Origin of the sequence: Flavobacterium sp. DSP2-3-1 (genome assembly GCF_049896865.1) — a bacterium.
GTDB lineage: Bacteria > Bacteroidota > Bacteroidia > Flavobacteriales > Flavobacteriaceae > Flavobacterium.
Map to the genome: position 1 here is coordinate 72,806 of NZ_JAFCVD010000006.1, position 23,535 is coordinate 96,340.

The following is a 23,535-nucleotide window of genomic DNA, read 5'->3' on the forward strand; positions in this document are numbered from 1 at the left end:
ATGTTTGAACAAGTAAAACACAATTTAGAAACAATTGATGGTGTGACAATATATCCCATCTTATCTCTATTAATTTTCTTTGTCTTTTTCGTAGGACTTGGTTTATGGGTATTCTCCTATAAGAAAGAAAAAATCAATGAGTTAAGTCAAATTCCATTGAGAGATAATTAAATAGTATAATTTTTTAAAATTTAAAAAATGAAAAAATTAATTCCGGCATATGTTAGGGTTCCTGTTATTTTCTTTGCCGTGTTTATGGCAATGGAATATTTCATAGACTCAGGGGACAGTCCCGCTTTTATAAAATTCCCTATGGTTTCTGTATTTTTATTTGTATTTCTTTTCCTTTTGATAGCGATAGAAATTACGATGAGTGCAGTGGATAATATAATGTATCAATTGTTAACTGAGCAGCAAAAAAGTAAGCTAAATGAAGTGAATGATTTGAGTTTTAAGGATAGCGAGTGGTATCAAAAAATAATGAAAAGATTAACTAAAACTGAACCTCTAGAAAGTGAAGGCCAGTTGTTATTGGATCATGATTATGACGGAATCAAAGAGCTTGACAATAATTTGCCACCATGGTGGGTCTATTTGTTTTATGCGTCAATTGTTTTTGGTATTGTATATATGGTTCGATTTGAAGTATTAGGAGCTGACAATCAGGAGATGGAACTTAAAAAAGAAGTTGCTCAGGCCAAAATTGATATTGCAGAATACATGAAAACTGCACCGGACATGATGGATGAAAAAACGGTAACTTTGTTGACAGATCCTGCAGATTTAGCAGCTGGTAAAGAAATTTATACAACCAATTGTGCAGCTTGTCACAGAGCAGATGCCGGAGGACAAATTGGACCAAACCTAACCGATGATAAATGGATTTTGGGTGGCGGAATAAAAAATGTATTTCATACTTTGGTGAATGGTGGGCGTGACGGGAAAGGAATGATTTCTTGGAAAGGAACATTGAAACCGAAAGAAATGCAGAAAGTAGCCAGCTACATTCTTTCTTTAAAAGGAAGTAATCCGCCAGATGCAAAAGCTGCGGAAGGGGAAGTTTGGGTAGAAGAAAATGTTGCTGTTGCGGTTAAATAACAATTACAAACACACGTTTTTATTTAGCTAAAGAATTTTAATGATTATTTTGAACTTGTGTTTTAAATAAAAAAAAATGTCAAAATTACCAGACGAAGCTTTCAGAGATACCATTGGGACAATTGATGAAGAAGGAAACAGAAAATTTATTTTCCCCAAAAAACCCTCCGGAAAGTTTTATGATTACAGGAAATGGGTTAGTTATTTTTTACTTATTGTGCTTGTTGCCAATCCATTTATAAAGATAAATGGCAATCAGTTCATGATGTTTAACATATTGGAGCGACGTTTTAATATTTTCGGATTTCCTTTTTGGCCGCAGGATATTTATCTTTTTGTTCTTATTATTATTGTTGGAGTTGTTTTCGTAATACTTTTTACAGTGATCTTTGGTCGGATATTTTGTGGTTGGATTTGCCCACAAACCATTTTTTTAGAAATGGTTTTCCGCAGGATTGAATATTGGATTGAAGGCGATCGCGGTGCTCAAATCCGCTTAGAAAAACAAGAGTGGAATGGGGATAAAATTAGAAAGAAAGCAATTAAATGGACTATTTTTCTAATCATCTCTTTTTTTATTGCCAATGTATTTCTAGCGTATCTTATCAGTAGTGACAAGTTACTTCTGATGATTGAAGAAGGGCCTGAAAATCATGTCAGTACTCTAGTTTCCTTATTAATTTTTACCGGGGTTTTTTATTTTATTTTTGCTTGGTTTAGAGAACAAGTTTGTATCATTGCTTGTCCCTACGGCAGATTGCAAGGTGTTTTATTAGATGATAAATCGATAAATGTAGCCTATGATTTTGTTCGTGGCGAAAAAGAAGTGGGTAGGGCCAAATTTAATAAACAGGAAGATAGAGTTGCTTCTGGGAAAGGCGACTGTATTGATTGCAAACAATGCGTAAATGTTTGTCCAACCGGAATTGACATTCGTAACGGAACACAAATGGAATGTGTTAATTGTACGGCCTGCATCGATGAATGTGATGCCATTATGGATGGTATTGGATTGCCAAAAGGACTGATTCGCTATGCTTCTGAAGATGAAATTGAGAAAAATATCAAGTTCAAATTTACACCAAGAATGAAAGGCTATTCTGCCGTGTTATTCATTTTGACGGGTATTTTGATTGGATTATTGTTTTTACGTTCGGATGTAGAGGCCATTATTTTGAGACTTCCAGGTCAGTTATTCGAACACAAAGGTGAAAATATAAGTAACATTTATACTTTTAAAATCATCAATAAAACCAACAATGATTTTGATGATATTCATTTTAAATTGGTAAATGTCAAAGGAACTTTAAAAATGGTCGGGAAACAAGACATGAAAATACCAAAACAAGGAATGAATGGTGGTACACTTTTTATTGAAATTAACCAAATTTTATTGGATAGTGACAAAACAAAACTGAAAATTGAAGTTTATAACGGGAATGAAAAAATTGAAACAACAACTACTAACTTTTTGAGTCCGCGAAGTTTTGATTAAAAGGATCCCATTAGGGTTCAAATTATAAATATATGACCATGAAAATTAACTGGGGAACAGGAATTGTAATCGCTTTTGGTTTGTTTATAACCTTCATTTTGTATTTTGTTTTTACAGTACAATCCGATTCAAAATATGATAATGAGTTAGTTGTAGAAGAATATTACAAGCATGATGCGCATTTTGGTGATGAAATGGCTCGAGTGCAAAACGTAGCAGATTTGGCTCAAAAGCCGACAATAGTTAATGTTTCAAACGGAATTGAAATATCATTCCCAAAAGTTTTTGATTTAAAAAACATCAAAGGTAAAGTGTCCCTTTACAGACCGTCTAACAAAAAATTAGATTTTGAAATTCCAATTTCACTATCTGATGCTGCTACTTTGCTCATACCTAAAAAAAGTTTGGCAGGCGGTCGATGGGACATTAATATGGAATGGCAATATAATAGAAAATCGTATTTGTCAAAAGAAACAATTTATATCAATTAGTCTTAAATTCAAGAGTCAGAAAGCTCATCAATTGGCTTTAAGACTTTTGGTTTTATGACATTAAACTAAAAAAATGCTTTACACTGCCTTTATTTTCGGTTTAATAAGTAGTTTTCACTGTATTGGAATGTGCGGTCCCATTGCTATGATGTTGCCCGTAGACAGAACAAATCAGACCAAAAAAGCAACTCAAATTATCACGTATCAATTAGGAAGATTAACGGCTTACGCGACAATAGGCTTTGTCTTCGGGCTGCTTGGAAAAGGTTTTTTCATGGCCGGCTTACAACAAAACTTATCTATATTCATTGGTGTGGCAATGATTATCGTAGTTTTGACTCCGGAGAAATTTTTTGCTAAATATAATTTTTCAAAACCTGTTTTTAAACTAATTTCTAAAATCAAAACGGCTTTAGGAAGTCAGTTTAGAAACAAGAGTTATAAATCCCTATTCACTATTGGTTTACTGAACGGTTTTTTGCCTTGCGGAATGGTTTATGTCGCCTTGTTTGGCGCCATTGCTATGCAAAGTGAAAGTTTGGGGGTTTTATACATGATTTTATTCGGATTAGGAACCGTTCCTATGATGAGTAGCGTTGTATATATCAATTCATACCTCACAATTCCTATTCGAAATAAAATCCAGAAGGTGATTCCTTATGTGGCGGTATGCATTGGTTGCTTATTTATCTTGCGAGGATTGGGATTGGGAATTCCTTATATTTCACCATCCAATATGAGTTTGTTTATTCAAGCTGATCCAAACTGTCACTAATTTTCTACTAATTAAGTATAAAAAAGCACGCCAATCAGCGTGCTTTTCTATGTTGTAAAATTTCCAAAACGTTAGATTGTCATTGAAAACAATGCGGTTTCCGGTGCTTTTCTTTTCAAACGTAAATCGAATGCCATGCAAATATTTCGAACATAAGGTTTCCCTTTTTCTGTAACCTTAATGGAATTGTCTTTAATGATTAGTAATCCATCATTTTCCATTTCTTTTAACTGAAGTATAACGTCTGGAATTTCATTGAAATAACTCTCCTTATTTTCCCACGAAGTTTCAAATTGGCACATTAAATTCAGAATGTGTTTTCGGATGATAAGGTCTTCATCAGTTAATAGATGTCCTCTGAAAACCGGTAATTTATTCCATTCTAATATTTGATAATAATCTTCCAAATTTTTTACATTCTGTGCAAAACTGTACCAACTGTCGCTGATTGAAGAAACGCCCAAACCAATCATCAATTGTGTTTTTGAAGAACTATAGCCCATGAAATTACGATGCAATTTCCCATTTTGAAAAGCCTCATATAAACTGTCTGTTTTCAACGCGAAATGATCCATTCCTATTTCATGATATCCGTTTTCATATAATAATTTTTTACCGGTTTCGTAAAGCATTCTTTTTTTATCATCTTTTGGAATGTCCTCATCATTAAAACCGCGTTGTCCATTGCCTTTAATCCAAGGAACGTGCGCATAACTATAAAATGCCAATCGGTCGGGTTGTAGTGATTTTGTTTTTTCAATAGTATCAATAACATCTTCAATTTCCTGAAATGGCAAGCCAAAAATAATATCATGGCCAATGGAAGTATACCCAATTTGTCTAGCCCAAAACGTAACTTTTGCCACGTTATGAAAAGGCTGCAAACGGTGGATTGCTTTTTGTACTTTCTCGGAATAATCCTGAACACCAAAACTCACTCTTCTAAAACCTAAATCGTAAAGCTTCTGCAAATGTTCGTGCGATGTGTTATTTGGATGACCTTCAAAACTAAACTCATGATCTTTGGCTTTTTTGGCATGAACAAAAATACCATTTATTAAATCCTCTAAGTTTTTAGTGGAAAAAAATGTGGGAGTTCCACCACCTAAATGAATCTCTTTGATTGTTGGTTTTTCTCCAAGAATTTTACAATATAATGTCCATTCTTTTAAAACTGCTTCTATGTAAGGATTCTCAACGCTATGATTTTTAGTAATCCGCTTGTTACATCCACAAAAAGTACATAAGCTTTCGCAAAAAGGCAAATGGATATACAAACTAATGCCTTCTGAAGAATTACTTTTTATAAATGATTTCTTTAACGTTTCGGACCAAATTTCATCCGAAAAATCAGTTTCATCCCAATAGGGAACTGTTGGATAACTGGTATATCTGGGACCGGGAACATTGTATTTTTGAATTAAAGAATTTTTCATGGCAAAATCATTTATCGTTGTTCAAAAGTAAAACGACTGCTGGTATATTAAAATGATAATTATCATATCAATAGCATTTTGCAAAAAAAACCTCGAACTATTGAAGATCGAGGTTTGTGATTTCTATTACTATTGAAAATTATTCTATTTTCAAATTTCTCAATTGTTTTAGTTTTTCTTTCCAAACATCAAGAGTTTCTTTATGAATAGCAATGTTTTTACGAACTTCTAACACGATTGAATTTTCTTTTTTTGCATTTCTGGTATTGGTAAAAAACTGAATGTTGTTTTCCAATTGGAAAATTTCATTTTGTACTTCATCAATTTTACGCATGATAAAAATCTTTTCGCTGTCCAGTTTTCGCGAATCGTGACTTTCTGATAATTGATCCATTCTGTTAGCAAAACGGATCATGTCTGTATCTTTTTTACTCAAACTCAATTTTTCAAAAAGAGCATCCAGAATTTTATTGAATTTTCCTTCGATATGTCTTCTTGGGAAAGGCACTTTTCCAAAACCTTTCCAGGTTTCGATATGTAACTTTATCGCATCTAAATCCGTTTTGTGATCGCCAGTTAATTGGAATTCTCTCAACGTTTCTAAGTACGCTTTTTTATTGTCAAACGCTTCTACTTCTTCACCGTTTTCCTCATTTTTTTGCTCTTTTAATTTGTCAAAATAATGGTTGCAGGCATTTTTAAATTCCTGCCAGATTTTATCAGAATGTTTTCTCGGTACATGACCAATCTGTTTCCATTCCTCTTGAATTTGTTTCATTATAGGTGTTGCTGCCGCAAAATCAGTGCTTTCCTGTAACTCTTTAGCCTTGGCAACCAGAGCTGTTTTCATGCTTAAATTGTCGTTTTGATCTTTTTTAATGTCTTTATAAAAAGAGTTTTTAAAAGAATTAAAATTTCTCACCGCAGTTTTAAAACTAGCCCAAGTTTCTTCATTCACTTCCGAAGGTACTTTTCCGGCAGAGAAGAACGCAGTTCGTAACGCTTCTACTTTTTCTATTTGAGCCATCCATTGTGCGTGAGCATTGACTTTCTCCGTAGCCAAAATTTCAATCTTAGCAATGATTTCTTTTTTCTTCTCTAAATTTTCAAGTTCTGTTCCTCTCTGATTTTCAAACAAAACTTCCCTTTTGTCATGCATTTGCTTCGTCAAATCACTGAATTTATTCCAAATATCATCACGATGTTCTCTGGAAACGGGACCAATATCTTCTTTCCAAATTCTATGTAAATCTTGCAATTCGCGAAACGCCTTATTGATGTCAGCTTCCTTCGCCAATTCTTCAACACGTGCCACAATTTTTTGTTTTTGCTCTAAATTGTGCTTGAAATCTAAATCTCTCGCTTCTCGGTCTAAGTGCAAATAGTCGTAAAAATTTTCAACATGAAAATGGAAGTTGTTCCAAACGTGGTTGTATTTATCTTTAGGAATTGATCCTGCATTTTTCCATCGTTCCCTTAAATCATTAAAATGTTTTAAAGTGTCTTTGATGTTTGCCTGCGGATTAATAAGTTCCTTTAACTCTTCAACAATCGCCAAACGGTTTTCTAAATTTGTTTTTAAATTCGTTTGTAAACTTTTGAAATGTGTATTTTTAGTATCTCTAAAGTGAGAATAATATTTATCAAAATTGGTTTTCAGTGGAGAATGATATTGAAATTCTTCGTTAGGGTCTTGATTTTCTGTTAAAAACTCCTCTTTTTTCTCCTCAAGAAGGTGGTTGTATTTTGCCAAAAATGCTTTTTTGATTTCCTCAATATGATCTTTGAACGACATTACTTTTTCACTTGAAACCAAAGCTTTCAGTTCCTCGACAAGATCTTCCAGAGACAATGCATCATAATCCCGCATTGGAATATCATGGCGTTCTTTCAACGTTTCATCCTCACTTTCCTCAGCGTTGGTTGTTGCAATCTCATCAATAGCCGTTTGATTGTTCGTCCCGGAAACTGTTTCTTCCGAAGAAGGCGTCATCACATTATCTTCCGCGGGAAAATCGCTTGGTTCACCTGGTTCCAAAACTTTCGCAGTAGTAGTGGTACCGTCAACCGAGTTATTTTCAACATTTCCATCTGCTGCAAGCAGGTTGTCATTCTTTTCTTCTAACATTTTTTCAATGTGTAAGGTTCGTAATTAGATTTAACACGAAAGATACTAAAGCAGTATGAAAGTACAAAATAAAACCCCTTATTTATTGTAATTTTAGGATACAAAAGTTTTCTTCTTGGAGCAATTTCCTGCTGTCCGCTGTATCTTTTTTGTTCGCCAAAAAGGCGCCCAAAATAGGATGCCGCTACTATCAGGGCTAGGTTTTTAGTGGTTTGATTATGAGTTTTTCTAGGAATTTAATTTTTATTAATGCAAAACACCACTTAAAAAAAGTGGTGTTTTATACTTACGCAAATATAGGAAAGATAGAGGACTGTAATTTTCCTATTTATTCCAAATCTTCCAGGCTTTCTCTGCTTGAAAAATGAGCATATCCAAACCATTTTTGATTTGTGCGCCTTGATGTTTGGCTTTTTTAAGGAATTGCGTTTCAGCAGGATTGTAAATCAAATCATAAGCAATGTGCTTTTCCGTGAAAAATTCATACGGAAGTAACGGGAACGCATCTTCGTTAGGGCTTGTTCCTATTGGCGTAGCGTTTATTATGATTTGATAATTATCAAATGTTGTGGCATTGATTCGGTCGTAATCAATTCCATTTTTTTTAGCCTCTCGCGAAACAAAAGTGTAGGTGATATCTAATTCATCCAAAGCAAAAGCGACTCCTTTTGAAGCGCCGCCTGTGCCTAAAATCAACGCTTTTTTATGGTGCGGTTGCAGTAACGGTTCTAATGATTTTTTGAAACCATAATAGTCCGTATTATAGCCTTTCAACTTCCCTTTTTTGGTGATTTTAATGGTATTTACCGCACCAATTAATTCTGCTTTTTTCGACAATTTATCCAAAAACGGAATTACTGTTTCCTTGTAAGGAATAGTTATATTTAATCCTTTTAAATCCGAAGTATTTTTAATTACCTGGGGAAAAGCAATTATTTCCGGAATATCAAAATTTTCATAAGTGCAACCTACAAAGTTTTCGTTGTTAAATTTGTCGGTGAAATATTTTTTAGAAAATGAATAACTGATGTTGCGTCCTAATAATCCAAAGCGTTTTATAACTGTGTCAACCATTATTGTTTTTTATGTTTTGCAATATAATTTTGCACTGTTTTTTTTGTCCAAACAACAGGGAATAAGTCTTCCAATAAAATGTAGTTGTCAAAATTTAATCGTAAGGCATTGCTCAAATGGAATTTTGCTTTCGTAGTATCCGTCAGCATAAAATACAATCCTGCCAAGCGGTATTCTACTTCATTTTCTTCGGGAAAATACTCTGAGGCTTGTAATAACGTTTGAATCGCACTTTCGAATTCTCCTAAAAATTGCAGAATATCAACCCAAAATAACCAGGTTTCCAATCCGGTTTCACCAAATTCTACTGCTTTTCTATATCCAAATTCAGCTTCCTCATAGAAGTTCATTTGCTTGTTGATACTAGCATAACGTTTCCAATATAAGCGATTTTGGTTGTCTATTGCTAATGCTTTATTGACAAAAAACAACGCTTTTTGGTAGTTTTTTAAACGAACATAAAAGTCGGTGATGGCAATCCAGCCTTTGTCCAAAAGCGGATCTTCATGCACGGTTTGATTGAAATACTTTAAGGCTAAAGCTTTGTTGCCTAATTTTTCATGACATTTTCCCATTCGCAATAGTGCATACGAAGTCGCATCATCTAATTCAATGGTTCTGCTGTAACTTTCAATGGCTTCGGCATATTTTTTTAATCGTTCGTAGGCTTTTGCTTTTTCCATAAAAGCACCAAGGAATTCATCATCGATTAAAGTGGCATAATCAAAGGCGCGAATGGCACTTTCATATTCTTTTACGCCGTAATGCAAACGACCCAGTTGATGCCAGGCAATTTCACTGTATGGATTTTTGTCGATGTAATTTTGTAAATAGCTAATCGCGTCTTGGTATTGATCTAAAAATTCAAAACAATACACTACGTTATACAGTGCGGATTGATCTTCTAAATCCTCTTCTAAACACTTTATAAAGCTTTCTTTTGCCATTTCAAGATTGTCCATGAAAAGGTATTCCATGCCTATTAAATTATAGACATCAGCATAATCATCAGTGTATTTCAACGCTATTTTTAATAATTCAACTGCCTTTTCGTGTTGGTCTCTTTTGGAGCAGATATTGGCTTTTTGAATGTAGATTTCTTCATTAGTTGGTTCGATGGCATATAGCTCATTCAATAGCTTTTCGGCTAATTCGAGTTTGTCGTCATAAACTAACATTTCCACTTGAACTAATTTTAGTCCTGTAGATTTTGGATGTTGTTCCAATGCTAGTTTTAGTGCTTTTTTTGCCAACGCTGCTTTACCCATATCTAGATAATGAAGAATAATTTCTTCAAATTCTTCGGAATCAAAAAAGAGTACTTTGTTGGTTTTCAACATGGACTCAAATTTCGACAGGGATAAGTTATAGTCTTCTTCTTCGTTGCTTAATTGCATACTGTGTGTTTTTAATTTGGCCTAAATAAATTTAGGTAATCGTGCTTGTACTGTGAGGGAAAGTTAGAATTGTTGTCAACAATTTAATTAACAAAAAAAGCTTTGGTTTAAACGGATGCCATAGCCCTGATAAGAGTGGAAATCCTTTTACTTTTTTCTTTAAAAAGTAAAAGATTATAACGGATAGCAGGAAATAGCTCCCAATATTTTTAATTATTTTGAATAACTATTTCTGCAATCAAAAATCGTTACTCATCATTCTTTAATCATCATTTCATCCATTACTTGCAGTATGATGCTGCAACCTTCTCGTATTTCTTCTTCAGAAATGGTAAGCGGAGGTGTTATTCTTATGGCGCATGTTTCAAAAAGCAACCAGAATAAAATGAGTCCTTTGTCTTGACATTTTAGGATCACCTCGTTAGTTATATCGGCACTTTTGGTCATTACGGCAAGCATCAATCCTTTTCCTCTAATTTCCTCTATCAAAGGATGTACCAAAAGTGATCGGAATAGCTTTTCTTTCTCCATGGCTTCAGCCATCAGGTTGGTTTCAGTTATTTCCTGCAAAGTAGCCAAACACGCTGACGCAATGACAGGATGACCTCCAAAAGTAGTGATATGACCCAGTTTTGGATCATGACTCAAAAGTTCCATCATGGCAGATGAAGCTGTAAAAGCGCCTACAGGCATACCGCCGCCCATTCCTTTTCCCATTACTAGGATATCAGGAACGACATCGTAATTTTGAAATCCGAAAAGTTTTCCGGTTCTCCCGAAACCCGGTTGGATTTCGTCAAGAATCATCATTGCGCCTACTTCGGTACAACGTTGACGTACTTTTTTAAGAAAATCATTATGAGGCTGGATAAATCCGGCGCCACCTTGAATGGTTTCTAAAATTATTCCAGCAGTTTTATTGGTTATTTTTTGTAAATCGTCTTCATTATTGAAGGTAATAAAATCAACATCAGGAATCAACGGGCGAAAGATTTGTTTGCGTTCTTCAAATCCCATAACGCTCATAGCTCCCATGGTATTTCCGTGATAGGCGTTGTGACACGAAATTAATTGGCTTCTTCCGGTAGTTCTTCTGGCGAGTTTTAAGGCGCCTTCGATGGCCTCTGTTCCTGAATTGACCAAATAGGTTTTGTCTAAAGGAGCGGGCAGGAGTGAGGCTAGCAATTTGCAATATTCTACAGCCGGGCTTTGAGAATATTCGCCATATACCATGACGTGAGAATATTTGTCTAACTGATCTTTGATGGCCTGATTGACTCTTGGATGTTGGTGTCCCAATGCACAAGCCGAAACTCCAGCCACAAAATCCAAGTATTTTTTAGAACCGGTATCATATATATAAGAACCTACAGCATGTGAAACTTCCATTCCAAGTGGATAGGGTGAGGTTTGTGCTTGGTATTTTAGGAAATCGGTATTCACGGTTATTTGTTTAATCGTTTATTTGTTTATTCGAAAGAACTGTCACTGACCACTGGTTACTTTACCTTCACTTTCTTTTTATCGTAATTCAGGGTTTCTTTCCGAATTTTCATAGGAATATCCTCTTTTGCTTCAGCTGATTTGGTTGCTTTTGCGATTTTATCATTGTCTTCATTTTCTTCAGGAGGAAAAATATCGTCCTTGGATTTTATTCGTTCATTGCCACGCCAGGCTAATCCACGTAATTTTCGTGCGTTTTCAGGCAAGTCTTTTTCCGGGAAAATATCACCATCCACTTGCTGAAAAAAGGTAATGGTTTCAATTTCATTTTTTTCTAAAATAAGATTGATTTTACTACTTTTATTTTTATTGATACCAATGAGTTCTTGCGCTTCGTTCCGCATATAATAAATAACTTCGGCATTTTTCACAATATCTACATCGTGGAGTTTTCCTTCCTCAAATTTGCCGTAGAGATTTTGTCCCTTGACTTGATTGTAACCGGTTCCTACGGTATCTTTCGAGACTATAAACGTGTTTTCGAGTACTTTCAGTGAATCTAATTTCTGAGTAGTGTTATTGCCAATGAGATGCATAACATCACCTGTAATTTGGCTTTCACCGTTCCAAAGTATCGGATTTCCAATCATTTTTGTCAATGCTGTTTTGGAACCCGAATGAATGGAATCACATTTCCCACTCATGTCAGTTTTGAAAAATCGGACATTATTAAAAGCTCGGATGATCCGATTTCCTTCTTTTCCGGTAACCATTAATTTTTTTCCGTGGATGTATACTGAGTCATTTTCGACAAAATTTACGGCAACAGCTCTTTTGGTCACGTACATCGAATCCAGTTTTTTATACACTTCGGCATAATGACCTTTTACAATTCCGCGATTGATGGAATCCGTTATTTTTACATTTCGTGTTGCCGACGCAAATTCACGGTTTCGGTCATAATACAAACTGTCGCCTTTTATTATCCGATCATCGTATTTGATGTACGATTTATTCAGGAAATGTGCTAGGTTTTTTTTGGTATCATAAAATCCTTTTTCGGTGTAAATATAGTTGGCTTTACTGGTGATTGTGGAAGGTCCAAAAAGGTACGAATGCCCGGAATTACTAAAATAATCCAAGTGATTTGATTTAATTACATATGTTGGATTTGTGATGGTAACCGCAGTCAGGAATTGGAATTTTTTTTGCGTAACATAATATCTTCCTGAATTGCTCTTTAACGTATTGTCTTTATTGGTAATTGTTCCTGGCGTATCGTAAAATACTTCTTGTGTGTTTCGGTCAAAATTAATAATCTCTGTTACCAAAGTCGCATCTGGAGAACTCATTACGGCATCTCCGGAAGCATACGCTTTTTTTACATTCCCGTTGTATTCCGCATATTTACTGTTGAGGAATAAAGTATCACCTTGCACCATTTGTACATTTCCAAAAGCCTTGATGTAATTTTCCTTTTGGAAATAATACGCTTTATTACATGTCATTACTACGCCATCGTGATTGACACGTACATTTCCGATAAGCAACAATGCATCCGGTATTTCAACCTGATTTACATCGGCAAAATCGGAGTTTTCTACAATAATTTTTTTTGGGGCTTGCGCCAAAGTCAAATTAGTGACAAGCAGTATCAAACAATAACGAAGGAAAAATAGCGATTTCTTCAATGAATTTAATTTTTGTCAAATTTATGAAAAAGGAAACGATCCTTATCCATATTAAGATTTATTTATAATTAGTCAAAACGGTAGTTGAAGCTATCTTTTTTGCTGCTAAAAGTTATCAACAAATTCCGTAACTCCTTCGTTGTAGTTTATTCTGACGAGTAGAGAATTATTTAATTTCAAACGATATCGACTTCTTTTATTTAAAAAATATTAAATTTAAAAATTGATATTCATTTGTTTACAAAAACAATTGAAATCGGCACTAATAATTAATAGTATGAAAAAAATAACTATTGTTGCGGGAATAAGCGCAGTACTTTTGGCAACAGCCTGTAAAACGAAAGATTTAAAAATGAATACAGAACAGAAAGAGTCAGTCTCTAATAAAAAAGAAGTTGTATATCAGGTTTTTACCCGATTATTTGGGAATAAAAATACCAACAACAAACCTTGGGGAACCATTGAGGAAAATGGAGTAGGGAAGTTTAATGATTTTACAAATACTGCCTTAAAAGAAATAAAGGATTTGGGAGTGACTTATATTTGGTACACCGGTGTTCCACATCATGCTTTGATACGGGATTATTCAGCTATTGGTATTTCCAATGATGATCCTGAAGTGGTCAAAGGACGCGCCGGTTCTCCTTATGCCGTAAAAGATTATTACAATGTAAATCCAGATTTAGCCATAAACCCTGCTAATCGGTTACAAGAATTTGAAGCTTTGATTGCGCGAACACACGAAGCAGGATTAAAGGTAATTATTGATATTGTTCCCAATCACATTGCCCGAAAGTACGAGGGAAAAAGCAATCCGGTTGGGGTTAGCGATTTTGGAGCTAATGATGACACAACTGTTGAATACAAAAGAGACAATAACTTTTATTATGTTCCAAATTCACGATTTGAAATTCCTGATACAGACAAACCATTAAATGGAGAAAAAAATCCGCTGATTGACGGAAAATTCGAAGAGAGTCCAGCAAAATGGACTGGTAATGGTTCCAGAATAGCAAAACCAGACCGTAACGATTGGTACGAGACCGTAAAAATAAATTATGGTATTCGTCCGGATGGCTCCAAAGATTTCCCGGAACTTCCAGCTGGTTTTGATAACAAATCCTATCGCGAGCATTTTGATTTTTGGAAAGGAAAAGATGTTCCGGATTCCTGGGACAAATTTAAAGACATTGCATTATATTGGACTGCAAAAGGAGTGGATGGTTTTAGATTTGACATGGCCGAAATGGTACCGTATGAATTTTGGAGTTACGTGAATTCAGCCATTAAAGTAAATAATTCGGATGCTTTTTTATTAGCCGAAGTCTACAATCCTAAAGAATACAGAAATTACATTCATTTGGGTAAAATGGATTATTTGTATGATAAAGTAGAAACCTATGATAAATTGAAAGATATCATTCAAGGAAGAGCGCTACCGGATGGATTATCAGACATTCAAAACGGAATGGCAGATATTGAACATCACATGTTACATTTTTTGGACAATCATGATGAACAACGTTTAGCCAGTCCGGAATTTGCGGGAACCCCACAAAAAGGAAAGCCTTTGATGGTGGTTTCTACAACCATAAGCACTTCGCCTACGATGGTTTATTTTGGACAGGAAGTAGGAGAAGCAGGAAATGAAAATGCAGGATTTGGAACTCATTCCCGAACGTCAATTTTTGATTATATTGGAGTTCCGAATCACCAACGCTGGATGAACGGAGGAAAATTTGATGGCGGTCAATTAACACAAAATGAAAAAGAGTTGCGTGATTTTTATAAAAAATTGCTGAATTTTTCTTTGAGTAGTTCCGCTTTAATGGGGAAATTTCAAGAAATTCAAACAGTGAATCGCCAAACAACACAAGGATATGATTCAGGAATTTATGCATTCACACGCTGGTCTGATACTCAAAAACTAATAGTTATCACCAATTTTTCTTGGTTAACCGCCAGCAATTTTGAATTAAAAATTTCTTCAGATATCATTAAAAAATGGAATTTAAAAGACGGAAATTATACATTAACAGACCAGTTATTCAATAAAAGTTCTGTCCCGTTACAGGTCGTGAATGGTGAAGGAAGAGCACAAATTACAATTGTACCTTCGGAATCATTTATTTATCAATTATAAAAAATAGTTTTTTTGTACTGACAAAGAGATAAAAAAAATGCTGATATAAATTTATATCAGCATTTTTTTATGAATTGACCGAAAGCTATTTCTTTATAGTGGCATCGTAATTCTCCTGAACTTTTTTCCAGTTGATTACATTAAAAAAACCATCGATATAATTTTTCCTTCTGTATTGGTAATCTAAGTAATAAGCGTGTTCCCAAACATCTAAACCTAATATTGGTGTTCCGGGAACAAGTGCATTTCGCATTATAGGATTGTCTTGATTTGATGTATTAGTTACCTGAAGTTTTCCGGTTTTGTCTACTACAAGCCAAGCCCAACCGGAACCAAATTGTTTTGTTGCCTCGTCTTTAAATAATGAAGTAAAGTTTTCAAAGGAACCAAAATCTCTGGTTATTGCTTCAGCCAATGCATTTGTTGGTTCACCTCCAGCTTTTGGAGCCATACATTTCCAGTACAGGGAATGATTGTAAAAACCGCCAGCATTGTTACGAAGAGCAGTATCATTAGGATCTAATTGTGCCAAGACTTCCTCTATTGTCAGATTTTCTAATGGTGTTCCTAATACGGCTTTGTTCAAATTGTTTGTATAAGTCAAATAATGCTTGGAATAATGCATTTCTAAAGTGGTAGATGATATACTTGGTGCCAATGCATCGTAGGCATACGGTAACTTATCCAGTTGAAATGATCCTTCGTCAGCTTTTACATCATCAGGTGATCCCAAAATAGGTTGTTGTTCCGTTGTGGATGGTAATGGTACTTCGACTACTTCTATTAATTTTTTATCGTTGCAGGATTGTAAAATCGTGAAGAGAAATAAAAAGGGACTTAAAAAATATAATTTTTTCATGACTTGATTATTTTTTCAATAAAGAATCAATTATTTCGATGTATTGTTGTTTGGCCTCGTCTGCGGTTAGATGGCTTATTTGCATCCACGCATTAGTTTTAAAGGCATCTCTTAAATGGTAATAAGAATTTTGTTTTAGATCTAAAGTTCCCAAAGTTGATTGTTTGTAAAAAGCATAAAGTCGCAATTGCACATCTTGAGGTAAAGAAGCTTGCGTCATCTCAGAGGCTATTTCAACCGCTTTTAAAAATCGGGTATCTAGATCTTTTTCAATCATTCCGCTTTGGTCGCAATTATTGTTTTCCCTCCAATTGCTTTTTGATTCAATACAACATTTATTGGTGTACCCAGAGGTAAAAAAATATCAACTCTTGAACCAAATTTTATAAATCCAGCATCAGTTCCTTGAATTACCTGCATTCCTTCTTCGGCGTAATTTACAATCCTCCTTGCTAAAGCACCGGCAATTTGACGGTACAACACTTCACCAAAAGTTTTGTTTTCGATTACGATAGTTGTTCTTTCGTTTTCTTCACTTGCTTTTGGATGCCAAGCCACCAAGAATTTCCCAGGATGGTATTTACTGAATTTTACGATTCCACTCAGTCCATAACGCGTCACATGTACGTTGATTGGCGACATGAAGATAGATATTTGCAAGCGCTTATCCTTAAAATATTCGCTTTCATAGACTTCTTCAATAACCACAACTTTTCCATCAACGGGAGCCAGAATGTGATTTTCATTGATTACAACAGTTCTTTTCGGATTTCTGAAAAATTGTAAGATGATGATCAAAAGCAGCAACGCTGCTATTTGAATGGCCATTTTAAGCCAGTTGGTGTCTATTAAATTGTCAGACAATAAAAGGACAACAGCTGTGAAAATGGTGCCTAATAAAATAGATTGGGTTCCTTCTTTATGAAACATAGTTTAAAATTTGATAAAATAAAAATATAATTGGTGCTACAAATATAACACTATCTAAACGATCTAAAATGCCTCCATGACCAGGCATTATACTTCCGCTATCTTTTACGCCCGCAATACGCTTAAATTTGGATTCAATTAAGTCGCCTATCGTACCTGCAATTCCAACAATTACGGCTATGGAAGTCCAGATGAGTATTGATTTTTCACTAAATTCAGGATTGGCTTCAATGTAATATTTAGATATTAAATATCCCGCTAAAACGGCAAAAAGTATTCCGCCTAAAAACCCTTCAATCGTTTTTTTAGGCGATATTTTCTCAAATAATTTGGTTCGGCCTACAGATTTACCTACAATGTACGCAAAAGTATCGTTAGTCCAGATTAAGATAAATAACCCAATTATGATTTTAGGATTATAATCATTTACACCAAAAGAAATTTTTGTGATAAATACAAAAGGTAGAATGATGTAGCCTAACAAATACAAGTATTTTGATGAAGTACTTATTATTTGAATGTTATCATAAAATAAAAAAAGGATGCATTTTATGGAGACTACTAAAGCGATTACCAATAAAATAATATCGAGCTGTTGTATGTTAATTAAAATTTCTAAATCAGTATCGAGAATTTGATTCAAAGTGTCCGCAGTAATTGTATTGTAATGGCTGACTAAAGTTATTACAGCGTACAAAGTGATCGCAAAAACAATTGGAAAAACTTTATGTATTTGAACTAAATTACAAAATTCATAAACTGCAATAATAAGAAATATACCAAAAAGGATAAAAAAGCTTTCCGTTGAATATAAAATAGAAGCAAGTAATAATATAATATAAACAGCTCCAGATATAGCTCGTTTTAGAGTTTCATTCATTTTAAAGATCTTCTAAAAGCAGTAAATAAAGATTTTTGGCTGAACTTCCGTATTGTGTGAAGTCTTCTTCTTTGGCTTTCTCGAAATATTTTATTGTAGTAATGTTGGTAGGATAATCTCTTTCGTATTTCTTTTTTATGGCACTTAATCCGTCACTTTTGGCGCCTAGGATTTGGCTTGTTTTAGATAAAACAATAATGTTCGCTGGTAATTCGTTTGGTTTATGTTGTTTGATTTGTTTAGATGAAAATAAGATAGAACCTTCATCTGCAATCAAATTTTCACAACTAGCAAGAAGAAATTTTGGATTAGAAGGTCTGTCATACACAAGTTTATTGTCATCGAGCATAGTAAAAAGAGTAGGGTCATAACATAAAGCTTCACTCTCAAACCAGTCGTTTTCTTCTAATATATTTTCAAACTGTTCTTTTACTTCATCGGTATTTTCACAATACAGAAATTTACCTCCATTTTTTTTAAAATTAAAGATAAATTGTTCATCTATTGAAGTTGCGTTTTCACCATGAGATTTACTAAATTCACTTTCTTTACCCTCCTCCGAAGGCGGATTAATAGAACCAAAAATTTTTCTAAAAAGACTCATATTTCTGTAAACTGCTATAATTTGTTATTTGAAGACCACCAAAGATAAAAAAATCTTAATTCAAAAGTAGTTTTTGAATTAAGATTTTAAAAATAATTAAATAATAATGTATTTTTCTAAGATACTACTTCTTCCAAATTTTTGTCAAAAGTTCGTTTTCCAAAAATAGCTTCTAAATCATCCTTGAAGATCACTTCTTTTTCAATTAAAATATTTGCCAGTTGATTCAGTTTGTCTTTATTCTCTTCTAATATTTGAATGGCTCTTTGGTACTGGCTTTCAATAAGTAACGAAATTTCTTCGTCAATAACTCTGGCTGTTTCCTCTGAATACGGTTTAGAAAAATTGTATTCGCTTTGTCCTGTCGAATCATAATAGGTAACATTACCAATTTTTTCATTCAATCCGTAAATAGTTACCATTGCACGTGCTTGTTTGGTCACTTTTTCTAAATCACTCAACGCACCAGTCGAAATTCTGTTGAAAGTTACTTTCTCAGCAGCTCTTCCACCCATTGTGGCACACATTTCGTCTAGCATTTGATCTGGACGAACAATTAAACGTTCTTCCGGTAAGTACCAAGCAGCACCTAGGCTTTGACCTCTTGGAACAATCGTTACTTTGATTAATGGTGCAGCATGTTCCAGCATCCAACTTACGGTTGCATGACCTGCTTCATGTATTGCAATCGCTTTCTTTTCATCAGGTGTAACAATCTTGTTTTTCTTTTCAAGACCACCAACAATTCTGTCTACAGCATCAAGAAAATCTTGTTTATCTACAGCAGTTTTGTTGTTTCTGGCAGCTATCAAGGCAGCTTCGTTACACACATTTGCAATGTCAGCACCAGAAAAACCGGGAGTTTGTTTGGCTAAAAAATCAGTATCCAGTCCTTCAATTTTTTTCAGAGGAGCAAGATGCACGTTAAAAATTTCTGCTCTTTCGCGAATATCTGGTAAGTCTACAAAAATTTGTCGGTCAAAACGACCTGCACGCATTAACGCTTTGTCCAATACATCAGCTCTATTTGTTGCAGCCAGAACGATCACGTTAGAATTAGTTCCAAAACCATCCATTTCTGTCAATAATTGATTTAACGTGTTTTCACGTTCGTCATTTCCGCCTGACATATTGCTTTTTCCTCTTGCTCTACCAACGGCATCAATTTCGTCAATAAAAATAATTGCAGGAGATTTTTCTTTGGCTTGTTTAAACAAATCACGCACACGTGAAGCTCCAACACCAACAAACATTTCCACAAAATCAGATCCTGATAAGGAGAAAAATGGAACTTGAGCTTCGCCTGCTACAGCTTTTGCTAATAATGTTTTACCCGTTCCTGGAGGTCCGACCAGTAAAGCTCCTTTTGGGATTTTACCACCCAGATTAGTATATTTTTCAGGGTTTTTAAGGAATTCTACAATTTCTTGTATTTCTTCTTTTGCACCTTCTAAACCAGCAACATCTTTAAAAGTAGTTTTGATATCTGTTTTTTCATCAAAAAGTTTAGCTTTTGATTTTCCAATATTAAAAATTTGTCCACCACCGCCAGCACCACCGCCAGACATTTTTCTCATGATGAAAATCCAAACAGCGATAATGATTATAATAGGTAACAAGCTAATTAAAATATCCGACCAGTTGTTTTTTGGTAAGAAATTAAAATCCTTTAGTTTACCTTCCGCAACTGCTTTTTCGAGTTTGTTTTGAAATATTTGATCGTTACCGATGTCAAAGGTATAATGAGGTCCTTTATTAGGTCTGTCAAAAACATCTTTTGAAACTTTCTTGTGCGCAGCATCTTTCATAGCTGCGGCGTTTAGAAAAACTTCTGCTTCAGTTTTGTTGTAAACGATAACTTTTTCAATTTGTCCTTTTTCTAAATAGTCGTTAAACTTAGATGAAGTCAATTGCCCCGGTTCATTTAGACTTGAACCATTCGTTATAAAACTTATAAATAAGAAAATTAATAATATTGCAGCGTAAATCAGCCAAGGGCTTACTTTAAACTTATTCGGATTTGGATTATTTTCTTTAGCCATTACTACGGATATATGTCTTTAGTATTTGTTTTCTATGGTTGTTATTTTAGCATCGCCCCATAAACTTTCGATGTTGTAATATTCTCTAATATGTTTTTGAAATACGTGCACTACAATATTCACATAGTCCATTAAAACCCATTCTGCATTATCGGTTCCTTCAACATGCCAAGGCTTGTCTTTTAATTCTTTAGAAACTGTTTTTTGGATTGAGTTTACAATGGCGTTAACCTGCGTATTTGAATTTCCGTTGCAAATAATAAAATAGTCGCAAACTGCAGTGTCTATTTCTCTTAAATCAAGGATAGTGATATCATTTCCTTTTACTTCTTCTATTCCCTTAATGATGTTCGCTAACAGGTCGTCATTATTTATAGTCTTTTTCGCCATGAATTATTTTTATATAAGTTTGTAAAGTTACCATTTTTTGTGATTATTTTTGAACCTTAACACAATATTAAATTCTGTTTCACAAAAAAACATATATGAAAGTAATCAAACTCGATGCCATAGATTCAACTAATGATTTCCTTAAAGGGCTATCGAGCAAACAAGAGCTTGAAAACTTCACGGTTGTTACAGCTGAATCTCAAACGAAAGGCAAAGGTCAAATGGGTGCTGTTTGGGCTTCTGAGCCAAGTAAAAACTTAATAATGAGTATTTTGGTCAAGGATTTTTTATCCGATATTTGTCAGATTTTCGATCTGAATATAGCCGTTTCACTTGCTGTAATTAAGGTTTTAGAATCCAGTATGATTCCCAGTCTAAGTATTAAATGGCCTAACGACATAATGTCATATAATAAAAAAATAGGTGGCATTTTGATAGAAAACAGTATCAAAAGTGACGGAACTATCATTTCCATTGTTGGTTTAGGACTCAATGTGAATCAAACTAATTTTGAAAATTTGCCAAAAGCCTCCTCTTTGACTGTTATTTGTGGCAAAGAATTCGAAAAAGATGCGCTTCTTCTTTCAATTAGAACTGCGATAAAAAAAAATATAGCGTTATGGCAGCAACATCCAATTATTTTATGGGATCAATACACAAATAATTTGTACAAAAAAGGATTACCAATGGCTTTTTCGGATCAAAATGATAATAATTTTATGGGAATAATTCAAGGTGTTTCTGCTATTGGTAAACTCGTAGTTCTACTGGAGGATGATAGTATTTCAGAGTTTGACATTAAGGAAATCCAAATGTTGTATTAGGTGCTAAATTACAATTCAATAAAAAACTTTAAGTGCTTACAGAAAGCCTTTAAAATTTTATAGAATTAATTTTAACATTAAAAAGAAAGGGGTCTCAAAAGATAATTAGAGAATGTTTTTATTTATGTGTATTTAATGAGATGAGTAGAGATGTTTGTGCACAACGCAGTGATAATTTATTGAATTTTCAATAGGTTGAAAATTTTTCAGTAGTAAATCTTTTAACAGATTTTGAGGCTGGAAGTGAAATAATCAAATAGCAAGGTGTTTTTCGTTTATAGTATTTTAAAACGAGAAATGTATTGACATTGCGCTGCATCTAAGATTGTGAATATCTATTTTGTGAATTATGATTTTTTTTTCCTTTTAAATCTATCTTTGACATCCTTAAAAAAAAGAGATGAGCACAATTTGGTACGAATGCAAAGTAAAATATAGAAAAACAGATGAAACTGGGGCACAAAAGATTACGACAGAACCGTACTTGGTAGATGCGTTATCTTATACAGAGGCAGAAAGCAGAATCAATGAAGAGATGTCGGCGTATATCAGTGAAGAATTTAAAATCACGAATATAAAAGTCGCTAATTATGCAGAGATTCATCCTTTCGAAAATGCAGATCGTTGGTTTCGATCTAAAGTTTCATTATTAGCCTATGACGAAGAAAGCGGCAAAGAACGCAAGACCAATATGTATTTATTAGTCCAAGCCAATGATGTCAAAGAAGCTTATGATAACACCATTAGCGTAATGAAAGGTACGATGGGAGACTATACCATACCTGCTATTTCGGAATCTCCAATTATGGATGTTTTTCCTTATTTCAGCGGTGAAGAAGGGGAACTGGAACAATTAGAAAGATTCAATGCGCTTAAAAGTTCTAAACCGGAAGTTGCAGTAGAAATAGTGGATCACATGGAATTTGAAGCGATTACTGAAGAAGAAGCTGTAGTCTAGGACATTTTGTTTTAAAAAAAAAACTGCAAATTCGCTAATAAAAACAGTTGCTTACTATTTTTATTAGCGAATTTACAGTTTTTTTATTCTAAAATTTTTATAGTTACAATTACTCTTGTTTAACTAAGACTTTTTCATATGCTTTTCTGGAACTTCCTCTGAAATAGACCTCGCCACAATACGTATAACCCGAACCTTCAAAAATTTTCATCATTGCGATGTTGTCAAAATTGGTGTCTGCTTTTATGCTGTAAATTTTGTTGCTTACCGCAAAATCTTCGATGCTTTTGAGTATCATTTTAGCGAAGCCTTTACCCAAATACTTTTCGGAAATGGCGACGCGATGCACTACTATAAAATCACCATTCGTTAGCCAATTTCCTTCAATTTTTTCATAGGCGGGTTCGTCATTAATCAGTACTGCACTATAACCGATGATAGTTTCTCCTTCAACCAGAACAAATCCTTCTCCTTTTTCAATATCTTTTTGCACGACATTTGGATTTGGATAGCCGTCTTGCCATTGCGTGCTGCCATCTTCTTTTCTGCGTTGTATAGCTTGTTGTAAAATTTCCCATATTAGAGTTATTTCAGACAGTTCCGCTTTTCTAAAGTGATATTTCATTTATTTTGCTTTGAGTTTTTTTGGTTAGTTCGTGTGCTCTAAAAGTACAAAACAAACTTTAAATTTTGAAAAATCTGCATATAGAATGTATTTATTTTTTAGAAGAATATGTCGCGGAGTGGAAGTGTTTGTCATGAATGCTGAGCAAATGTCTCTGAATTTGCGTGATTTTCAGCCTTTGTTTAAATTAGTATCATCATAAAAGTCTCTGACTTTTGAATGCTATTTTTAATCTTGCTTTCTAAATTATAT

General features: G+C 34.2%; 22 protein-coding genes. 8 read left to right on the forward strand and 14 right to left on the reverse strand.

Features of this window, described 5'->3' with window-relative positions; translation table 11 throughout:
• The 5 genes from ACP7AT_RS08405 to ACP7AT_RS08425 all read left to right on the forward strand — a co-directional run bounded on the left by ACP7AT_RS08405 (nucleotide 1) and on the right by ACP7AT_RS08425 (nucleotide 3,859).
• On the forward strand, nucleotides 1–171 hold the full coding sequence (locus tag ACP7AT_RS08405) for a cbb3-type cytochrome c oxidase subunit 3 (protein WP_091166896.1): 171 nt from the start codon (nucleotides 1–3) through the stop codon (nucleotides 169–171).
• A 27-nt stretch (nucleotides 172–198) separates the two neighbouring features.
• On the forward strand, nucleotides 199–1,098 hold the full coding sequence (locus ACP7AT_RS08410) for a cbb3-type cytochrome c oxidase N-terminal domain-containing protein (protein ID WP_426063893.1): 900 nt from the start codon (nucleotides 199–201) through the stop codon (nucleotides 1,096–1,098).
• Nucleotides 1,099–1,174: 76 nt separating this feature from the next.
• Nucleotides 1,175–2,593 carry a cytochrome c oxidase accessory protein CcoG gene (gene ccoG, locus ACP7AT_RS08415; RefSeq protein ID WP_426063894.1) on the forward strand — a complete coding sequence of 473 codons (1,419 nt, stop codon included), beginning with the start codon at nucleotides 1,175–1,177 and terminating at the stop codon, nucleotides 2,591–2,593.
• Nucleotides 2,594–2,631: 38 nt separating this feature from the next.
• Nucleotides 2,632–3,084, forward strand: a complete 453-nt coding sequence (locus ACP7AT_RS08420; protein WP_426064035.1) for a FixH family protein — start codon at nucleotides 2,632–2,634, stop codon at nucleotides 3,082–3,084.
• Nucleotides 3,085–3,157: 73 nt separating this feature from the next.
• On the forward strand, nucleotides 3,158–3,859 hold the full coding sequence (locus tag ACP7AT_RS08425) for a sulfite exporter TauE/SafE family protein (RefSeq protein ID WP_426063895.1): 702 nt from the start codon (nucleotides 3,158–3,160) through the stop codon (nucleotides 3,857–3,859).
• Between the two features lie 71 nt (nucleotides 3,860–3,930).
• Here the strand turns inward: ACP7AT_RS08425 and hemN are convergent, their stop codons facing one another.
• The 6 genes from hemN to ACP7AT_RS08455 form a co-directional block, all read right to left on the reverse strand.
• On the reverse strand, nucleotides 3,931–5,295 hold the full coding sequence (gene hemN, locus ACP7AT_RS08430; RefSeq protein ID WP_426063896.1) for an oxygen-independent coproporphyrinogen III oxidase: 1,365 nt from the start codon (nucleotides 5,293–5,295) through the stop codon (nucleotides 3,931–3,933).
• 139 nt (nucleotides 5,296–5,434) lie between these two features.
• Nucleotides 5,435–7,288 carry a DUF349 domain-containing protein gene (locus tag ACP7AT_RS08435; RefSeq protein WP_426064036.1) on the reverse strand — a complete coding sequence of 618 codons (1,854 nt, stop codon included), beginning with the start codon at nucleotides 7,286–7,288 and terminating at the stop codon, nucleotides 5,435–5,437.
• A gap of 459 nt (nucleotides 7,289–7,747) precedes the next feature.
• Complete coding sequence (locus ACP7AT_RS08440; RefSeq protein WP_426063897.1) at nucleotides 7,748–8,497, reverse strand: shikimate dehydrogenase family protein; 750 nt, start codon at nucleotides 8,495–8,497, stop codon at nucleotides 7,748–7,750.
• Complete coding sequence (locus ACP7AT_RS08445) at nucleotides 8,497–9,894, reverse strand: tetratricopeptide repeat protein (RefSeq protein ID WP_426063898.1); 1,398 nt, start codon at nucleotides 9,892–9,894, stop codon at nucleotides 8,497–8,499. Before ACP7AT_RS08445 ends, ACP7AT_RS08440 begins: the two co-directional genes overlap by 1 nt.
• A gap of 255 nt (nucleotides 9,895–10,149) precedes the next feature.
• Entirely contained in the window at nucleotides 10,150–11,337 is a 1,188-nt protein-coding gene (locus tag ACP7AT_RS08450) for an aspartate aminotransferase family protein (RefSeq protein ID WP_426063899.1), read from the reverse strand.
• Between the two features lie 56 nt (nucleotides 11,338–11,393).
• Nucleotides 11,394–13,028, reverse strand: a complete 1,635-nt coding sequence (locus ACP7AT_RS08455) for an OstA-like protein (RefSeq protein WP_426063900.1) — start codon at nucleotides 13,026–13,028, stop codon at nucleotides 11,394–11,396.
• A gap of 277 nt (nucleotides 13,029–13,305) precedes the next feature.
• On the opposite strand from ACP7AT_RS08455, the gene ACP7AT_RS08460 reads away from it, so the two are divergent.
• On the forward strand, nucleotides 13,306–15,171 hold the full coding sequence (locus ACP7AT_RS08460) for an alpha-amylase family protein (protein ID WP_426063901.1): 1,866 nt from the start codon (nucleotides 13,306–13,308) through the stop codon (nucleotides 15,169–15,171).
• Between the two features lie 85 nt (nucleotides 15,172–15,256).
• On the opposite strand, the gene ACP7AT_RS08465 is transcribed toward ACP7AT_RS08460, so the two are convergent.
• From ACP7AT_RS08465 to rsfS, 7 genes are all read right to left on the reverse strand, one after another.
• Entirely contained in the window at nucleotides 15,257–16,030 is a 774-nt protein-coding gene (locus ACP7AT_RS08465; RefSeq protein WP_426063902.1) for a superoxide dismutase, read from the reverse strand.
• Between the two features lie 7 nt (nucleotides 16,031–16,037).
• The gene (locus ACP7AT_RS08470) at nucleotides 16,038–16,307 is read right to left on the reverse strand and encodes an acyl-CoA-binding protein (RefSeq protein ID WP_426063903.1); all 270 of its coding nucleotides are present in this window, start codon (nucleotides 16,305–16,307) and stop codon (nucleotides 16,038–16,040) included.
• On the reverse strand, nucleotides 16,304–16,960 hold the full coding sequence (locus ACP7AT_RS08475; RefSeq protein WP_426063904.1) for a phosphatidylserine decarboxylase family protein: 657 nt from the start codon (nucleotides 16,958–16,960) through the stop codon (nucleotides 16,304–16,306). The genes ACP7AT_RS08470 and ACP7AT_RS08475 overlap by 4 nt, the downstream gene beginning before the upstream one ends.
• Entirely contained in the window at nucleotides 16,950–17,840 is an 891-nt protein-coding gene (locus tag ACP7AT_RS08480; protein ID WP_426063905.1) for a phosphatidate cytidylyltransferase, read from the reverse strand. Before ACP7AT_RS08480 ends, ACP7AT_RS08475 begins: the two co-directional genes overlap by 11 nt.
• 1 nt (nucleotide 17,841) lies before the next feature.
• A complete protein-coding gene (locus ACP7AT_RS08485) occupies nucleotides 17,842–18,444 on the reverse strand; it encodes an LUD domain-containing protein (protein ID WP_426063906.1) in 603 nt (200 codons plus the stop codon).
• 116 nt (nucleotides 18,445–18,560) lie between these two features.
• Nucleotides 18,561–20,486, reverse strand: coding sequence for an ATP-dependent zinc metalloprotease FtsH (gene ftsH / locus ACP7AT_RS08490; RefSeq protein ID WP_426063907.1), 1,926 nt, complete (start codon nucleotides 20,484–20,486; stop codon nucleotides 18,561–18,563).
• An 18-nt stretch (nucleotides 20,487–20,504) separates the two neighbouring features.
• Nucleotides 20,505–20,876 carry a ribosome silencing factor gene (rsfS, locus tag ACP7AT_RS08495; protein WP_091209004.1) on the reverse strand — a complete coding sequence of 124 codons (372 nt, stop codon included), beginning with the start codon at nucleotides 20,874–20,876 and terminating at the stop codon, nucleotides 20,505–20,507.
• A 95-nt stretch (nucleotides 20,877–20,971) separates the two neighbouring features.
• Between rsfS and ACP7AT_RS08500 the strand changes: the two genes are divergently transcribed.
• Complete coding sequence (locus ACP7AT_RS08500; protein WP_426063908.1) at nucleotides 20,972–21,700, forward strand: biotin--[acetyl-CoA-carboxylase] ligase; 729 nt, start codon at nucleotides 20,972–20,974, stop codon at nucleotides 21,698–21,700.
• Between the two features lie 400 nt (nucleotides 21,701–22,100).
• Nucleotides 22,101–22,658, forward strand: coding sequence for a DUF4494 domain-containing protein (locus tag ACP7AT_RS08505; RefSeq protein WP_426063909.1), 558 nt, complete (start codon nucleotides 22,101–22,103; stop codon nucleotides 22,656–22,658).
• A 109-nt stretch (nucleotides 22,659–22,767) separates the two neighbouring features.
• Here the strand turns inward: ACP7AT_RS08505 and ACP7AT_RS08510 are convergent, their stop codons facing one another.
• The gene (locus ACP7AT_RS08510) at nucleotides 22,768–23,283 is read right to left on the reverse strand and encodes a GNAT family N-acetyltransferase (protein WP_426063910.1); all 516 of its coding nucleotides are present in this window, start codon (nucleotides 23,281–23,283) and stop codon (nucleotides 22,768–22,770) included.
• Between the last annotated feature and the right edge of the window lie 252 nt (nucleotides 23,284–23,535).

Coding starts and splice junctions, on each gene's coding strand:
- ACP7AT_RS08475 (WP_426063904.1), bottom strand. CDS start 16,960: ATGTTTCATAAAGAAGGAACCCAATCTATTTTATTAGGCACCATTTTC.
- hemN (WP_426063896.1), bottom strand. CDS start 5,295: ATGAAAAATTCTTTAATTCAAAAATACAATGTTCCCGGTCCCAGATAT.
- ACP7AT_RS08440 (WP_426063897.1), bottom strand. CDS start 8,497: ATGGTTGACACAGTTATAAAACGCTTTGGATTATTAGGACGCAACATC.
- ACP7AT_RS08445 (WP_426063898.1), bottom strand. CDS start 9,894: ATGCAATTAAGCAACGAAGAAGAAGACTATAACTTATCCCTGTCGAAA.
- ACP7AT_RS08470 (WP_426063903.1), bottom strand. CDS start 16,307: ATGATTGAAAAAGATCTAGATACCCGATTTTTAAAAGCGGTTGAAATA.
- ACP7AT_RS08435 (WP_426064036.1), bottom strand. CDS start 7,288: ATGACGCCTTCTTCGGAAGAAACAGTTTCCGGGACGAACAATCAAACG.
- ACP7AT_RS08425 (WP_426063895.1), top strand. CDS start 3,158: ATGCTTTACACTGCCTTTATTTTCGGTTTAATAAGTAGTTTTCACTGT.
- ACP7AT_RS08510 (WP_426063910.1), bottom strand. CDS start 23,283: ATGAAATATCACTTTAGAAAAGCGGAACTGTCTGAAATAACTCTAATA.
- ACP7AT_RS08500 (WP_426063908.1), top strand. CDS start 20,972: ATGAAAGTAATCAAACTCGATGCCATAGATTCAACTAATGATTTCCTT.
- rsfS (WP_091209004.1), bottom strand. CDS start 20,876: ATGGCGAAAAAGACTATAAATAATGACGACCTGTTAGCGAACATCATT.
- ccoG (WP_426063894.1), top strand. CDS start 1,175: ATGTCAAAATTACCAGACGAAGCTTTCAGAGATACCATTGGGACAATT.
- ftsH (WP_426063907.1), bottom strand. CDS start 20,486: ATGGCTAAAGAAAATAATCCAAATCCGAATAAGTTTAAAGTAAGCCCT.
- ACP7AT_RS08460 (WP_426063901.1), top strand. CDS start 13,306: ATGAAAAAAATAACTATTGTTGCGGGAATAAGCGCAGTACTTTTGGCA.
- ACP7AT_RS08420 (WP_426064035.1), top strand. CDS start 2,632: ATGAAAATTAACTGGGGAACAGGAATTGTAATCGCTTTTGGTTTGTTT.
- ACP7AT_RS08465 (WP_426063902.1), bottom strand. CDS start 16,030: ATGAAAAAATTATATTTTTTAAGTCCCTTTTTATTTCTCTTCACGATT.
- ACP7AT_RS08505 (WP_426063909.1), top strand. CDS start 22,101: ATGAGCACAATTTGGTACGAATGCAAAGTAAAATATAGAAAAACAGAT.
- ACP7AT_RS08405 (WP_091166896.1), top strand. CDS start 1: ATGTTTGAACAAGTAAAACACAATTTAGAAACAATTGATGGTGTGACA.
- ACP7AT_RS08410 (WP_426063893.1), top strand. CDS start 199: ATGAAAAAATTAATTCCGGCATATGTTAGGGTTCCTGTTATTTTCTTT.
- ACP7AT_RS08485 (WP_426063906.1), bottom strand. CDS start 18,444: ATGAGTCTTTTTAGAAAAATTTTTGGTTCTATTAATCCGCCTTCGGAG.
- ACP7AT_RS08480 (WP_426063905.1), bottom strand. CDS start 17,840: ATGAATGAAACTCTAAAACGAGCTATATCTGGAGCTGTTTATATTATA.